This window comes from Nocardia sp. JCM 38205 (genome assembly GCF_058222935.1).
This window is the reverse complement of the sequence record NZ_JBYHFL010000006.1, coordinates 1-15,801: the sequence shown is the minus strand read 5'-3', so window position 1 is coordinate 15,801 and position 15,801 is coordinate 1. Positions and strand designations below refer to the sequence as shown.

10 protein-coding genes are annotated in these 15,801 nt (G+C 66.9%); 3 read left to right on the top strand and 7 right to left on the bottom strand.

Annotation, left to right across the window (positions count from 1 at the left end; all coding sequences use genetic code 11):
• Positions 1-161: 161 nt before the first annotated feature.
• The 3 genes from mobF (at position 162) to AC4HOU_RS21695 (ending at position 8,852) form a co-directional block, all read left to right on the top strand.
• Complete coding sequence (gene mobF, locus AC4HOU_RS21705) at positions 162-6,110, top strand: MobF family relaxase (RefSeq protein ID WP_490725082.1); 5,949 nt, start codon at positions 162-164, stop codon at positions 6,108-6,110.
• 189 nt (positions 6,111-6,299) lie between these two features.
• Positions 6,300-7,037: a hypothetical protein gene (locus AC4HOU_RS21700; RefSeq protein WP_195026190.1), complete on the top strand. Its 738-nt coding sequence runs from the start codon at positions 6,300-6,302 to the stop codon at positions 7,035-7,037.
• A 237-nt stretch (positions 7,038-7,274) separates the two neighbouring features.
• Complete coding sequence (locus tag AC4HOU_RS21695) at positions 7,275-8,852, top strand: endonuclease NucS domain-containing protein (RefSeq protein WP_490725081.1); 1,578 nt, start codon at positions 7,275-7,277, stop codon at positions 8,850-8,852.
• A gap of 940 nt (positions 8,853-9,792) precedes the next feature.
• Here AC4HOU_RS21695 and galE read toward each other — a convergent pair.
• The 7 genes from galE to AC4HOU_RS21660 form a co-directional block, all read right to left on the bottom strand.
• Positions 9,793-10,773: a UDP-glucose 4-epimerase GalE gene (gene galE, locus AC4HOU_RS21690; RefSeq protein ID WP_195026188.1), complete on the bottom strand. Its 981-nt coding sequence runs from the start codon at positions 10,771-10,773 to the stop codon at positions 9,793-9,795.
• Between the two features lie 28 nt (positions 10,774-10,801).
• The gene (locus AC4HOU_RS21685; RefSeq protein ID WP_490725080.1) at positions 10,802-11,608 is read right to left on the bottom strand and encodes a class I SAM-dependent methyltransferase; all 807 of its coding nucleotides are present in this window, start codon (positions 11,606-11,608) and stop codon (positions 10,802-10,804) included.
• A complete protein-coding gene (locus AC4HOU_RS21680) occupies positions 11,605-12,807 on the bottom strand; it encodes an amidohydrolase family protein (RefSeq protein ID WP_490725079.1) in 1,203 nt (400 codons plus the stop codon). Before AC4HOU_RS21680 ends, AC4HOU_RS21685 begins: the two co-directional genes overlap by 4 nt.
• On the bottom strand, positions 12,804-13,145 hold the full coding sequence (locus tag AC4HOU_RS21675) for a cupin domain-containing protein (RefSeq protein WP_195026185.1): 342 nt from the start codon (positions 13,143-13,145) through the stop codon (positions 12,804-12,806). Before AC4HOU_RS21675 ends, AC4HOU_RS21680 begins: the two co-directional genes overlap by 4 nt.
• A complete protein-coding gene (locus AC4HOU_RS21670; RefSeq protein ID WP_195026184.1) occupies positions 13,138-14,295 on the bottom strand; it encodes a hypothetical protein in 1,158 nt (385 codons plus the stop codon). Before AC4HOU_RS21670 ends, AC4HOU_RS21675 begins: the two co-directional genes overlap by 8 nt.
• Positions 14,292-15,152, bottom strand: a complete 861-nt coding sequence (locus AC4HOU_RS21665; RefSeq protein WP_490725078.1) for an NAD(P)-dependent oxidoreductase — start codon at positions 15,150-15,152, stop codon at positions 14,292-14,294. Before AC4HOU_RS21665 ends, AC4HOU_RS21670 begins: the two co-directional genes overlap by 4 nt.
• The coding region (locus tag AC4HOU_RS21660) for a ferredoxin (RefSeq protein WP_490725077.1) at positions 15,145-15,801 on the bottom strand (657 nt) is incomplete at its 5' end. The genes AC4HOU_RS21665 and AC4HOU_RS21660, both read right to left, overlap by 8 nt.

Below are 15,801 nucleotides of genomic sequence, written 5' to 3'. Positions count from 1 at the left end.
CGAAACGCGCCCAGACACCATTGGCGTTGCGGGTTTTGGGCATCTCCGGCACGATCTGGCCGGACACAATTAAGTAACTACCAGGCACTTTGGCCGATTAGCCACAATTCAAGTGAATTCGAGGGCTGGCGTTCCTGCTGTCATGGGTGCTGGCTGGAGGTATGACCGCGACGATTCATAAGGTCGTCGCAGGAAACGGCTATCAGTATTACCTGCGCAGTGTCGCCGCGAACGACAATTCCGACCGCGGCCGCGCCAGCCTGTCCGACTACTACTCCGCCCACGGCGAAGCACCAGGCCGATGGCACGGCACCGGCCTCACCGCGCTCGGCGTAGCCCGTGGTGCGGAAGTGACCGAAGCGCAGATGAAATCGCTGTTCGGACTGGGCCGCCACCCCGACGCCGACGACATCGAGGCCCGCGAGTACGACAAGCAGCTCGCGCTCGGCGCCAAGCCCGCCGACGCCGCACGCGCGGCCGACGAAGCCTCCCGATTGGGAAACCCATTCCGGGTCTATACGGAGGTTTCCGAATTCAGGAAACGCTGTGAAACCGCGTTTCGGGAACACATTTCGACGCACGGACACGATCCGGCTGCGGCCATTCCCTGCGACGAACGGTCCCGGATCCGCACCCATGTCGGGTTCGAGATGTTCAGCGACGAATACGGGCGCGCGCCCATAGATGCGCGCGAATTATCGGGTTGGGTGGCCAAGAACTCACGCCCCCGGTCCACCGCGGTCGCGGGTTTCGACCTCACCTTCTCCCCCGTCAAATCGGTGTCCGCGTTGTGGGCGCTGGCGCCGCGGTCGGTGTCGGAGAAGATCGAAGCCGCCCATCACGCCGCCATCGACGATGCCCTCGCCTGGTTGGAGCGGCACGCGGCGTTCACGCGGCTGGGGCGCAACGGGATCCGGCAGGTCGATGTCGATGGCATCGTCGCTGCCCGGTTCACCCATCGTGACAGCCGTGCCGGCGACCCCGATCTGCACACTCATGTGCTGATCGCCAACCGCGTCCGCACGCTCGACGGGCTGTGGCGCACCCTCGACGGCGCCGCCCTCTACCGGGTGGTCGTGACGGTGTCGGAGATCTACAACACCCGCCTCGAGCACCACCTCGAACACAGTGTTGGGGTTGAATTCGCACCGCGCGCGGCCGCCGATCCCGGCAAGCGACCTATTCGCGAAATCATCGGCATCCCGAAGGGTTTGATCGACGCCTGGTCCAAGCGTGAGGCGGCGCTGCAGGTGCGCCTCGGTGAGCTCGCGGCGGTGTTTCAGCAGCGGTTCGGGCGTGAACCGGTCCCGACGGAAATGTATCGGCTCGCACAGCAAGCGACGCTGGAAACCCGGCCCGCCAAACACGCCCTGCGCTCGCTTGCGCAGCAGCGCGCCAGCTGGCGGACCGAGGCACTCGCGCTGCTCGGCAGCCGGGAAGCACTCGCCCGGATGATTTCGGTCGTGTTGAATCCGTCTCGTTCGGGCCGGATCTCGCCAACATCGCAGTGGATTACGTGCACTGCGAAGCAGGTCTTGGATGTGGTGGCCGAGCAGCGGTCGACTTGGCGTGAGCACAATGTGCGCGCCGAAGCCGAACGTCAACTCCGCGGCCAGATCACCGGCCGCGATTGGGAACGCACTGTCGCGGCGGTGGTCTCGGAGGCGTTGTCGCCGCAGCAGTCGATCGCGCTCGGCGATCCGGACACCACGGCCGAGCCGATTCTCGGCACGGTTCCGGCGCCGTTGGCGCGCCGCGGCGGCGCTCATGTGCACGTGCGGGCGGGCGATCAGGTCTACACCTCCACCACGGCGCTGGCCGTCGAGGCCGCGCTGATCGAGCTAGCGGTGCAACCCGGAGGGCGCAGCGTCGCCGCCGAGCTGGTCACCGCCGCGGTCCAGGACCACAATCACGCGTTTCCGGATCGACCGCTCAACGCCGGCCAAGCCAGCGTCATCTCGGCGTTCGCGACCTCCGGAATGCGGGTCCACACCGCCAACGCCCCCGCCGGATCCGGCAAAACCACCGCCATGAAAGTCCTCACCAACGCCTGGCATGCCAGCGGCGGCACCGTGCTCGGCCTCGCACCCACCGCAGCCGCCGCAGCCGTACTCGGGGAATCGATCGGTGCCCGCGTGGAAACCGTGGACAAGGTACTCGACGTCCTCGCTCGCCACACACCCAACCCGAACAACGTCGCGCTCGACCGGGAACTGCCGCCAGCGTTGCCGCAATGGGTCCTCGATATCGACGCCGAGACGTTGGTAATCGTCGACGAACAGGCCAAACTCGGCAACCACAAACGCCTCAAACTGCTGCAGTTCCTCACCGCCCGCGGTGCGACGATCCGCTGCATCGGTGACGATCACCAACTGGCTTCCATCGAGGCCGGCGGCGCACACACCGACATGGCCGACGCCGCACCCGAACACACCCTCACTCTCACCCATGTGGTGCGGTTCGCCGCCAGTGGTGAAGCCACCGCCAGCCTCGGCCTACGCGACGGCGACCCGGCCGCGCTGGGCTGGTATCTCGACCACGGCCGCATCCACGCCGGCCACGCCGGCGCCATCCACGACGACACCTACACCGCCTGGGCCGCAGATCATCTCGCCGGCCGCGACACCGTCATGCTGGCGGCCACTCACGAGACCGTGACCGCGCTCAACGCCCGTGCCCGCGGCGACCGACTCACCCGCAACGACGCCGCACCGAGCGCCGAAGTGCCCCTCGCCGATGGACTGTGCGCCTCGATCGGCGACACAATCCGCACCCGGCACAACGATCCCCGGCTGCGGTTCGGGGACCGGGACTGGGTGCGCAACGGCTACACCTGGACCGTCACCGCCGTCCACCCCGACGGCTCCCTCACCGCCAGCCACCGCCGATCCGGGGAAGAACACAGCGCTAGCGTGTGGCTTCCTGCCGAGTATGTGCGCACGCATGTGCGGCTCGGGTATGCGGCCACCATCGATTCCGCGCAAGGCATCACCGCCGACACCTGCCATGTCGCGCTCACCGGATTCGAGACCCGACAACAGCTCTATGTCGCCATGACCCGCGGTGTGCACGCCAACCACGCCTACCTGCCCACCGCCCTCGACGGCAGCGAGGCCTCCTTCTGGTCCGAACCCGCCATCTTCCCGCGCACCGCCGTCGAAGTCCTCCTGCGAATTCTCGACCGCGACGGCGCCCAGAAATCCGCCCACACCCAACTCCGGGATGCCCTCGACCCGTTCCGACGCCTCGGCCGCGCCGTCGACATCTATCACGACACCCTCGGCCTCGCCGCCGAACACAGCCTCGGCCCCGACGGCCTCGCCCGCCTCGACACCGCCGCAAATCAGATACGGCCGGGGTTGACCCACTGCCCCGCCTACCCGGTCCTGCGGCTGCACCTAGCGATCATTGCCATGACCGGCGCCGACCCGATCACCGCCCTGCGCGAGGCCGCGGACGCGCGCGAACTCGAGACCGCCGCCGACGACGCCGCCGTCCTGGACTGGCGTCTCGACGCCAGCGGCCGCCACTCCACCGGCCCCGGACCACTGCCTTGGCTCCCCGGAACACCTCCCGTCCCCGACGATCATCCCCTCGCCGCACACCTGTACGCACGGCAGCGCATCGTCACCCAGCTCGCCGACCAGATCCGCAACCAGACCCGCGACTGGACACCAGCCACCGCACCCGGCTGGGCGCGACCGCTCATCGGCGTCACCGACCCGGGCCTGGTCGGTGAGCTGGCAGTGTGGCGAGCGGGCCTGCACGTAGCCGAACGCGACCACCGCTCCACCGGACCTGCGCGTTACTCCAACCTCGAACGCGACCACCAACACGAACTCGACGATCGCATGCAGCGCGTGCTCGGCGACCCGAACGCCGCCAGCAACCGGTGGGCGCCGGTTGCCGAAAAGCTCGAATCCCGCCTGACCCTGGACCCGTTCTGGCCGGTCATGGCCGAGAAGCTCGACCTCGCCCACCGCGCCGGCCTCGACATCACCGGCCTGCTCACCACCGCCGCCGCGCTCCGGCCGCTGCCCGACGAGATGCCCGCCGCCGCGCTATGGGCGCGCCTCGAGCTCGAACCCTCCGCCCTCGTCACCCACAACGGTGCTGCCCTGCAACCCGATTGGCTGCCCGATCTGCACGCCGTCCTCGGTGCCGAGGTCGCCGACCACATGACCGCTGACCCCGGCTGGCCGCGCATCGTTGCAGCCATCGACCACGCCAGCACCGGCACCTGGACGCCCCACGACCTGCTCGCCACCGCCTACGAGCTGTTGCTCGCCGCCCAACCCGACGACGCGCCCGCCCTTCGCCCCGACCAACTCACCGCCGCCCTCGCCTGGCGCATTGACGCCCTCACCCATCACACCCCAACGCCGACCGAATCCGAACACCACCCGGAGCCGACCATGCCCACCAACGACGAGGAACACCCACCACAAACCACCAACCCCGACAACCCGCCAGCGAACAACGATCTTCCTAAGGCGATCCACTCTGTCGCCGAAATCTTCCACTCCGGCAACGTCGCCGCCGCCGTGACAGCGTTCCGCTCGGTCGCCGCAACCGCGACGCCTGAGCAGCGTTCGGTCATCGCCGAAGTCGCCCAAATCCTGTACAGCCGTCCGTGGAAGGTCGCGAAAGCCCGGCTCGAATGGCTCGCGAACCAGAACCCACAGCACACCGCACTCATCCACGCCTGCACACCCGACACCGACCCCGGCGTCTACCAACCCGACACCATCCCCGAACGAGCACACCAGCGCACCCTCCGCTACCGCACCGAATACCAACGCCGCTACCGCGACACCACCCAGCACAAACCCGCAATGTCAGCGACCGACCACGCTGGCATCGACCTCACCGACAGCTACCTCGACACCAACGACGGCAAACCAAACACACCAGGCCAGCCCCCGCAGCACGGCATCTGGAATCCCGAACCCGACAACCGCACAGCACCCGACCAACCACTCCGTGGCGGCCTATGGAACCGCGACAAACAAAGAGACAAGCCATACCGCGACCGCCTCGACTACGACCTCGCCGCAGTCCCCGACCTCCGGACCCTGCCCTGTGTGTCCTGCGGCATCGAACGCCGCCGCGCCGACGCCACACCCATCCCACCCCGCCGCACCGACGACGGCCTCTGCACCGACTGCCGCGACGACCACACCGGCATCCCCGACCACAATCAACACCCCCTCGAAGCCCGCTGCACCTACCTCGCCGACACCCACCCACCCGAAGCCGCACTCGCACTCCTCCGCCGTGACTGGCGGGCACTCCGCAACCCAGCACACCGCCACATCATCGAAACCTGGATCCACAACCACTCCCTCACCACTACCGACGCGACCGTCGCTGACCACACCGCGGCCCGTCGCGACGACCCTTTGAGGCTGCTCACCGATGACCAACTCGCCGAACGCATCAGCAACCTCGAACTCGCTCTCGCCACACCAGAAACCGAAGCCGCGATGTACGAACCATTCGCCAACACCGCCGACGACCCGGACTCCCGAACAGTCGCCGAACACCACCGCGCCGCCCAAGACGCCATCCGCCACGCACAGCAGACCGCCGACAACCTCACCGCCGCCGCCCAAGACCTCAACACCATCCGCACCGAACTAGCCGACGCCCGACACCAACTCACCACCACACCCCGCCGCCACCGCAGCCAACACACCACCCTCCGCAACCGCATCGAAGAACTCCTCACCCAACAAGCCACCGCCGAGCACCGCCACCAGCAAGCCCGCAACAACCACCGCACCGCTCATCGCCACGCCACCCAACTCGCCGGCCCCGAACCCGGCTGGCAGAAACTCCTCGCCAACCCACCCGACCACCGCACACCCAACGAGGCCGCCCACGCCGACAGCCAAAATCGCGACGACCACTCTTGGCACGCACGCCTTCACGGGGAACTCACCCGACACCGCGCCGAACAACATCGCCGACAAACCCTGACACCCACCCAATATGCCGACGAAGAACACACCCGCACACAGCAGCTACGGATCACATTCGACACCGAATTGCCCGGGGACCCCGATGTCCTCGACACCGACGTTCACATCCGCGATGTGGGCCTCTGACGGAGATACCCTGCGTCGGCTCGTAGACAGGGCGCTACCCGAATCACCCTGCGTGGATTGCGGGCGTTTGGATGCCGGCCACACCGCTCATCATTCGACCAGACAGCCGCTGCGGGAACCGGCCAATCAACACCGCCACGCGGGTGGAGGCTTCATCCCCGCAGGATGTGAACTGCCTAGGCTCGCATCGTGTGCTTCGAAGTGGACCCCAACGACCCGTCAAAATTCATGTACTTGACCGAGGAACAGATGGAGGCGCTGTACTGGGAGAAGGCAGACGACTACCCGAAGGATCTCGCCGAGCTGTATCTCGGCTTTCATGCCTTCGCTCGTATCGAGTTCCTGGTGTTCCGCGACCGGCTGAGTGCGGCGATATTCTTATGGCGATCGACGAACTCGTCCGCTGACCGCGCGCTCAGATCACTCGACCAGCGGAAAAGGACCGCTGATCGTGCTGCACCGCCCCCGAACGACCCCGCATGGAGCCTTTGGCACCAAGTCGATTACGAGAACGATCTCGACGAGAACATCTATACAGTCGAGGAGGCCTGGACGATCGCATGCGGAGCGGCAGCTATGACGGCAGTAGCGGCGCTCGAGGCCTTGGTGGACGATCTGGCGCCGCCGGATTCACCACGCCGTGGAGGACTACATATCAAGATGTCGCGGCTCCTCGACCATATCGCCCCGCCACCTGACATCCGAAGCGATATCGAAGCCGAGGTGACGAAGGTACGGGACAGGCGAAATGACTACGCCCACGCATTGACCGGCTCGCCATGGCCGAGACCGACGACACCCATCAGGCCGGCCAGGCCGCACACGGTGTTCGACGCGGAGACGCTGGAGGACACGCTCTACACGGTTGGTGAGATCGCAGTCTGGTTGGAAGGCCAGCTACTGGACACCGAGACGAATCCTGGCTGAGCCAGTATCCCCCAGCGCCGACATGGATTCACGGACCTGATGCACTCACCGACGGATTTAGCCGCCGTAGGTCGCGATCGTGTGGCCGGAGAACCACTCATTCGTAGCAGTGGACCCGCTTACCACCGATGCTCCCGCATGCTGGACAGCGGCGCCGCTCCCAGCTACGCCGTCCCAGCAGCAACAGTGTCGGTGGCGAACTTTAGGATAAGTTGGAGAAGCAACAGGGGAGGATCAATGGCCATGCCGCCGCGGGAGTCGATCATTCGAGGGCATCTCGCTGACCGACTCGAGATGCTCGAACCCGGTCTTCGTCTCTACCGGCAGGAGTACTGGATCCCGAACCCTGAAGGCACCGGCGGCTACATCGATATTCTCGCCCGCGATCTGCACCAGAACTGGGTCGTCATCGAACTCAAGCGCGCAAACAACACTGCCCGCGAAACCGCCCAGGAGCTGGCAAAGTACGTCGAGCTGCTGCGCCGCGAGAAAGGTGTGCTTCCGGGCAGAATCCGTGTATTCGCAGTCGCGCTCGAACCCCAGTGGACCGAGCTACTGACCCCGCTGAGCAACCTCGCCCGGGACTGGGACCACGACCTACGCGGCTACCGCCTCACCATAGACCGCGATGGCGTCCCGCAATCAGCACATCGGGTCGAATTCCTTGCCCCACCTGCCGAACGACGACTCACCTCGATCCACGTCATCTTCGAGTTCGTCACCACAGCCGAACGGGACCGGTGCTGGGACAAGGTCGTCCATTCCGCTGCCCAAGCAGGAGCGATCGACCTGATCGGCGTCCACATCGACTACGTCGGCCCATCCGGCGAAATCATGTACCCTCATGCCCTCTACCTCGCGTTCGGCCAGATCGATTCAATTGCGCAACTCGACGACGATCACCCCTGCGCCCAATTCTGCGATCACCCGCTCTTGGACAGCGAAGAACGAGCCGAATATGAGCACCCAGACGTCTATGACGCCCTCACACATGTGTGCTCGACCATCCGAGCAGGCGCGATTGAAAACGGCGGCCCCGCCAGGTTCCCACAGCTCACCCAGGAGGATGGCTGGATCATCGAACACATCCACCGCGCTGGCGCCTTCCGCCACGACACCTACAAGGACAAAGACGACATCGTCCGGCTCCTCACCCGCCGCGACGGCGAGCCCACTATCCTCTTTGTCGGCACCGCCAGTAGCAAAACTCCCGGACCGTGGCGCGAATTCCGGCAATCAGCGATGACCTGCCTGGCGACCAACAGAGACTGGACCGAACTCGTCGGCGCATGGTTCGATCGGATAGCCGAACTTCCCGGCGAGTACGACGTCGGGCTCAGGATCTACAACCCGTGCGACATCATTACCACCCTCGTGCACGGCCTGCCGGCTGACCTTCGCAAGTTTCAGCCGTTCATCTTCGGCGTCGCCGAACCGCGTGACAGTGACTCCACCAGTCATGTCATCCACGGCGGACTCCGATGGAACGGCACACGAGTGCCCGACCTGGTCGGCTACTCACATCTGGTCTATCGCGATGTGTTATCCTGGCACGCAGCGAAATACGGTGGTATCGCGCACCTGACAGACAACGAGCTTCTTCAACTCTGGGGCATCCGCCACCTGATCGAGGAAATCGACATTTCACCGGCCAACCTCGCCACGCAAGAACCTAGAGTGACGGTTAGGTTTCCGAGCACGACCGCACCCGACGAGCTCAGTGAGTGGACTTCTATTCACACGTTGGAGGACTTCGTATCACACCACCTGCACGAAGTATGGCTACTGGTTCGCGAATACAGTGGACTTTCGTGACAGAAAGCTGCATTCGAAGCCAATGAATGGATAATCCAAAATGACTGCAAACTGAGGCTTCACAGAAGCCCATCCTCTCGACATGCTGTGGGTGTTCTCGAAGACTGCCTTTCGTCGACACCCGCCCAACGAATACCGAACGCTATCGCAGGTTGGCCATTCCGAAGCTCGGCAGGGCCGTCAGGTCGGTGCGCGGTCGGAACGGCAACGTCATCGCCCTTCCAGGTTCGAGCAGCGGTAATCAATCGTGACGACAGCGCGCTGACGGCTCCGCGCCGTCACGCGGAGCCGTCGAATGGGTTGCAGAAACCTGCTCGGGTGGGGTCGAGGTGAACTCCGCGGCGGTACCTAGCGACGGCCATGCCTTGCGCATCGCCGCTGCCGTACGCTGCAGTAGGTCTTCTGTGATGGGTTCGATAGGCGTCCGTGGCGGCGGAAACGGACGTCGACTCGAAGCAAGACGTCGTGGCAAGGCGTCCATAGCTCTCCAGGATCATATCGAACATCCGAGCGCGATCTGCCGGATGTATGGCTCTCGGTGTGGGCATTCGATGGTTGCGGCGCGGATCGGGCGCACTCGCGAACGGGTTCGGCGTCTGTGATTTGCCGAGCGACGGAACAAGTCATCAGCCGTGCCCATCCGCTGCTCGCCGACGACAAGGAGCGGGAGGCATTCGGCGGGCGGGGGCACGTGCCAGCGAAGAGACCGGGCGGCGGAGGAGAATAGGCACGGCGTGGATCGCGCCCCCGGGTCGACGCATGAGGCGACCTCGCGCAGGCAGCGTATTGGCCCAGTGGTTGTCGCTTGCAAATGGGAGTGCCGCAGTCGCCAAGTGGACACGGCCAAGCTGAGCAAGCCTGCGTTGGCCGATCAAAAGCCCTCGCTGTCGGCATTTGCGCGAAGGCGCTGATGCTAGCATCAAAGAGCGATCGCCGGATCCTAAGGTTGCTGGACTTGATGGAACTGCCAGGCACTTTCGATGATGTCGGTGAGGTCGGTATGTTGCGGTTTCCAGCCCAGCTCGCGGTGTGCTCGTTCGCTGGAGGCGATGCAGATTGCGGGGTCGCCGGGGCGGCGGCCTTCCAGCCGGACCGGAAAGTCTGCTCCGGTGACTTCCCGGACGGTGTTGAGGACTTCGCGGTTGGTGAAGCCTTCGCCGTTGCCGAGGTTGTAGATGTCGTGGCGGCCGGGTTGGACGGCGTCGAGGGCGAGCAGGTGCGCGGCGGCGAGGTCGGCGACGTGGATGTAGTCGCGGATGCAGGTGCCGTCGCGGGTTTCGTAGTCGGTGCCGAACAAAGTGAATTCCGGGCGGTGTCCGCTGGCGGCTTGCAGCAGGATGGGGATCAGGTGCGATTCCGGGTCGTGGCGTTCGCCCAGGTGGACGCCGTCGGCTGTGAGGACGGCTCCGGCGGCGTTGAAGTAGCGCAGGGAGGCGGCGCCGAGTGTGGTGGAGGCTCCGCATTCTCCGGCGATGAGCTGGTCGACTGTCGCTTTGGTTGCGGCGTAGGGGTTTTTGGGGCGGACTTCGGCGGTTTCGTCGAAGGCGGTCTGTCCGTTGCCGGTGTACATCGAGCCGGTGGAGGAGAAGATCAGCCGCGGCACGTTGGCGGCACGGATGGCGCGCAGCAGGGCGAGGGAGCCTTCGATGTTGTTGTGCCAGTATTTCTCGGGATGGGCGACGGATTCGGCGACCTCGATGCTGGCGGCGAAGTGCAGCACGCCGTCGAATTCGGCGTCGGGGGTGATGATGTTCGCGGCTCGGTGGATCGACATCCGGTGGAATGTGGCGGCGGCGGGGAGGTTGGCTTCGTGGCCGGTGGACAGGTCGTCGATGATCTCCACCTGGTGTCCGGCGTCGACGAGTTGGTGGGCGACGACGGAGCCGATGTATCCGGCGCCACCGGTGACGAGAAGTTTCATGAGGATCGAATTCCTTTCGAGCGTACGACTATTGGACGGCCGCGGTGGCGACGATATAGCCCTTGGGGTCGCGCCAGCGCTGTCCGGGGTGGGTGGTGAACCAGTGGTGGATGTCGGTGGTGACCGCGTCGAGGATCGCGGCGCGGTGTGGGCTGGCGGTATCGATGCCGCAGAATGAGAACAGAGCCTCGGCGAACCTGATCAGGAGTTCGGGGGTGTCGAAGACCAGGGCGTTGTCGCTCTGGTGGATGCGGACGTCGCCGAAGACCGTGTTCATCATCTTCGGCAGGCTGGCCGAGTTTACGTCGTTGACTAGGCCCGGGGCTGGGGCAAGCCCGTACTCGGCGGCCCGTTCGATGACGAGTTGGCGGGTGCGGGCGCAGGTGGCGGGGTGATTGACGCTCACGGCGACTCGGCCGCCTCCGCGGGTAATCCGACGGAGCTCGCGCAGGGCTTGGTTTGGGTCGGGGACGTGGTAGAGCATGTGGCGGGCGGTGACGATGTCGAACTCGTCGTCGGCGAACGGCAAAGCTTCGGCGTCGCCGACGACGCCTTCGACCCCGGGCACAGCGCCGGCGACGGTGACCATGGCGGTGGAGATGTCCAGGCCGACGAGCCGGCCGTGGTGTCCGTGTTCGGCGAGGTGGGCGAGGAATCGGCCGTCGCCGCAGCCGATATCGGCCAGGTCCTCGGTTCCGGTCAGCTCGAGTGCGTCCAAGACTGTGGCGACGGGGTCGTCGGGGTGTTCGCTGTGGCGGGCGTGGGTGTCGATGCGGACCTGCAATGGGGTGGTGGTGGCATATTCCGAGCTCAGGCTGGATTGAGTGGTGCTCATGCGCAGGTGTCCTCCTCGGCTTTGCGTGTCGCGTTGGGGTAGTGCAGGTGTCCGGCTGCCACGGTCAGGATCGGTGTGGTCAGCAGGTCGAGATCGCGGGTCGGGTCGCCGGGGACGGCGATCAGGTCGGCGCTGAGCCCGGCGGCGAGGGTACCGGTGAGGTGCCCGATCCGGAGCGCATCGGCGGCCTGGCGGGTTGCCAGGTCGATGACCTCGGCCGGGGACAGTCCTAGGTCGAGGTAGGCGGGCAGTGAGTACGGGTAGCAGCCTGGTGGAGTGTTCGGGATGCCGGCGTCGCTGCCGGGGATCAGCCGGACACCGGCGGCGAGCATGACCCGCAGGTGGTCGCGGCGGACCGGCCATTGCAGCCGCCCGGCCGCCGACCGGGCGAGGTGATTGATGGTGGGACAGACCAGGATTTTCCGGTCGGCGATCTCGCGGACCACTCCGTGGTCGAGGTCGAACCCGTCGGCGGTCATCCAGGTGCAGTGCTCGATCGAGTCGACTCCGGCAGCGACGGCTTGACGGATCGCGGCGGTTCCGTGTGCGTGGGCGGCGATCGGGAGGCCGTGCTCGTGCGCGGCGTCGACGGCCGCACGGACTTGGGTGTCGGTGAACTGCTGCTCGTACGGCGAGCTGGTGCCGCCGGTGGTGAACCCGCCGCTGCCCATGATCTTGACCCAGTCCGCGCCGCGGGCGGCGTTGGCTGCCACCAGGTCCCGGATTTCTGTGAGGGTGTCGACGGCGCCGCCGAGGCTGTGGCAGTGCCCGCCCGCCACGGTGAGCGGGATGGTGGCGGTCAGGACCCGCGGCCGGGTGTGGGGCCGGGCGAGGGTGTCGATGTCTGTGTAGCGGGGTGCGCCGAGGTCGCGCACCGTCGTGACGCCCGCGCCGAGGAGTTCGGCCAGCCCGGCGCGGATGGTGGCGACGGCGTCAAGATGGGTGGTCGCCTGGATCGCCGCTGGCAGATGTGCGGCACCGCCGAAGGCCAGGTGCACGTGCGCGTCGATAAGGCCGGGCAACACGGTCGCCTGCGGTAGGTCGAGCCGTGCTACACAGCAGCCCTGCCAGTCGCCGGGCAGGTCAGATGCGGGGCCGACCCAGGCGATCTTGCCCTCGTCGATCACGACCGCGCCCGGGGCATGGGTGGCGCCGCAGCCGGTGAGCACTCGGGCGGCGGTGATGATGCGCGCGCTCATGCCGGTCGCTGCGCAGGTGTGTGCCGGTCGGGATCGGCGAAGACCTCGATCACCAGCGTGCCCGGCGTGACAACGGCCGCGTGCGGCTCCTGGTCCGCCAGGCTGAAATACTTTCCGCCGCAGACAGTTCGGTGTTCGTTCGCGGCACTGAGGTCGACCCGCCCGGCGAGTACCAGTCCGAGTTGCGGGCCGTGCTGGTGGCGCGGCACAGCCGCTCCGGTGGGGAAGGACCAGAACACGACCTGTCCGTGGGGCCCGGCCATCAGGTAGCCGCGGCCGCCGGGGAACGGGGTGTCGATGGGAGGGAGTTTGCGTATCCAGTCCGGCCAGTCATCCATGGTCGTTCCTCCCTGTTGTCGGACCGGCCGCCGGGGTGGGGCCGGTGTAGTTCGCCACCGGCCGTGCACCGAAGTTGTGCGGGCCCAGGTGGTGGTAGTAGTCGGCGCGCAAGCCCTGGAGGTGGGCGCGCAGCACCTGGTTCGGGTGGTCGATGCCGCGCCCGAACTCCACCGGCGAGATCCGCGCCAAGGCCTGGAGTGAGTCGAGCGCGATCGGGACAGTGCTGGGGTCGATCGCTGCCATGGTGACGTGCAGCGCCGAGGCTGCCGCCCGCCGGATCCGGGGTGGCCCGTAGAGAATCATTGTGGATGCCAGCACCGAGCGCTGGAAACCGTCGAGCAGATGCACGTCGGCCGGAATGGTGTGCAAGGCGTCGAGCAGGTCGCGGTGGGTGGGCGCGACGCCGAACAGTTGTGCAGCCGCGGCGACGACTAGTTCGTAGGTGTGTGCGTCGGTGAGCGGCATCGGCTGGCTGTGTTCGCGGGCGCGCACCAGCTCGGCGACCACGTCACGGTCCAGCACATCGCAGGCCCTCGGGTCGTCGACCAGGCTGGCGTAGCGCTGCGGTCCGCCAGCGCAGCCGCCGCTGCATGCCACGGCCCGCAGCGCTTCCAGCGCGGTCTTGGTCCGCCACGGCGTCGCCCCCGGTGGGCTGTCGGGGCAATAGATCGTCGCGAGCTGATGGGTCAGACTTTCCAGGCCCTCACGCGGGCCTATCCGTGGGTCGGCGACCCCGGCCGGTGCCGGCCCGGCCAGCGGGTGGTCGGCCGCGTGGTGCAGGTCGGCGCCGAAGCGGCCCGCGACCCGGCCCGCATTCTGGCAGTGGACGGCGAATACGGTGCTGTCGATATCGGGGTGGGCCTCGAGCAGCGCCTGGGTGAACTTCTCGACCGGTGCGGGATCGCCCGGGTCCTCGACGACGGCGACCAAGTCCACATCCGAGGCCAAGGCGTATCCGGTCCGGCGACGGCGCACTGCGGGTTCGCCGCGTGCCAGCGACCCGGACAAACAGACGCTCACCTCCTCGCCCAGATGGATGCGGGCCCGCTCGAACACGGTGCGCGCGTACCCGGCCAGATGCTGAGTGACCCGCTGGCGGGCCCGAGGCGGCGTGGTGGCGGTGTGGGAGAACCAATCCGGGGCGGTCACGGCCGGGTCCCTATCGCGTCGACGATGGCCGACATCTCCCGATTCCCGAGGCCCAGTTGCAGCGCGCGACCGAACTTCTCGGCGGCGGCAGTGATCAAGGGTGCCGGGACGTCACCGAGTACGGCGGTAGCGTGCCGGAGGTCTTTGGCGATGACAGCCAGTGAGCAGTTCGTCAGGTCGTGCTCGCCGCCGAGCATCGCCGCACCGTAGGCGCTGGCGACCGGCGCAGCCCAGCCGTGCCGCGACCACACCGCCATCAGCTGGGCGATGTCGAGGCCGAGCGCGGCCGCCGCGGTGAAGGTTTCGGCGAGCCCAGTCAGGATCACTGCCGCCAGCGCATTGTTCAGCAACTTCACTGTTGCCGTGGCCCCGGCATCGCCGACTTGTACGACCTCCGCGGCGATGATGCGCAGCAGCCGGTCCGCTGCCGCGAGGTCTGCGGCCGCACCGGCGGTGAACGCCACCAGCGTCCCGTTCTCGGCACCGACCCGGCTCCCGGTGACTGGCGCCAGCACCGGCCGGGCCCCCGCTGCGGCGGCTTCACTCATCCAACGCTGCGCGTATCCCGGTGACAGCGTGGATGATTCGATCACTACCGCCCCGTTTGCGGCGGCGAGCGCGCCTTCGGGGCCGAACCACACCGCCTCGCTGGCGGTGTCGTCGTGCACGAACGACCACACCACTGGCGCTTCCTCGGCCGCCTGCGCCGCTGACGCGCACACGATGGCGGGCCCGTCGATCGCGGCAGTGGTGCGGTTGTAGCGGCGCAGCTCGAAACCGTGAGCATCCAAGCGGGCTGCGACGGCGTTGGCCATGATCCCGGCGCCGAGCATCGCCACCGTACGCGGTTCACTCATCGCCGCTGTCCTTGCCGTAGAGCAGCCACACCATCGTCGGCTGCCACTCGACACGAACCTCGAGCTGCGGGTATCGGGCGACCACATCGACCGAGGCGATGCAGGCGTCGACCTCAGCGTGAGCGGCCGCGCGGGCGGCCAGCGGCTTGGCGTTCACCGACACCAGCCGGGCTCCCGGTGCGTACCGGGTGGCGAAGATCCGGGTCGCGGGATGGGTGGCCACGCTCTCCACCGGTGCCGAGCGCGGCAGATCACGCCGGACCGCGAGACACATCGGCTTGGTCAAGCTCTCCCAGCAGCGGTGCAGCCGCAACACTCCGCTGTGCGTGAAGTGCTGATCAACCCAAGAATCGGTGGTCCGGTCGTGCGCGTCCAAAGTCAGGTATCCGGCCGCGACCAGCGCCCGCACTCCACCCTCGGCCGCGGCCGCCATGGCGTCGGCGAAAGAATCCACCAGGTGCACTACCGAGGCGTGCCGGCAGGCTTCGGCCTCGGCATCGGTCCCCGGTGGGCCCAGAGTCACGATCGGCGAATCAAGCCCGAGTCCTGTCGGCTCCCGCTCGCACACCGTGATCGCATCGTTAGGGCAGCAGGCGGCCGCGGCGCGGGCCTTCTCGATGCACACCATAGTGCCGTCGCCGGTGGCCGT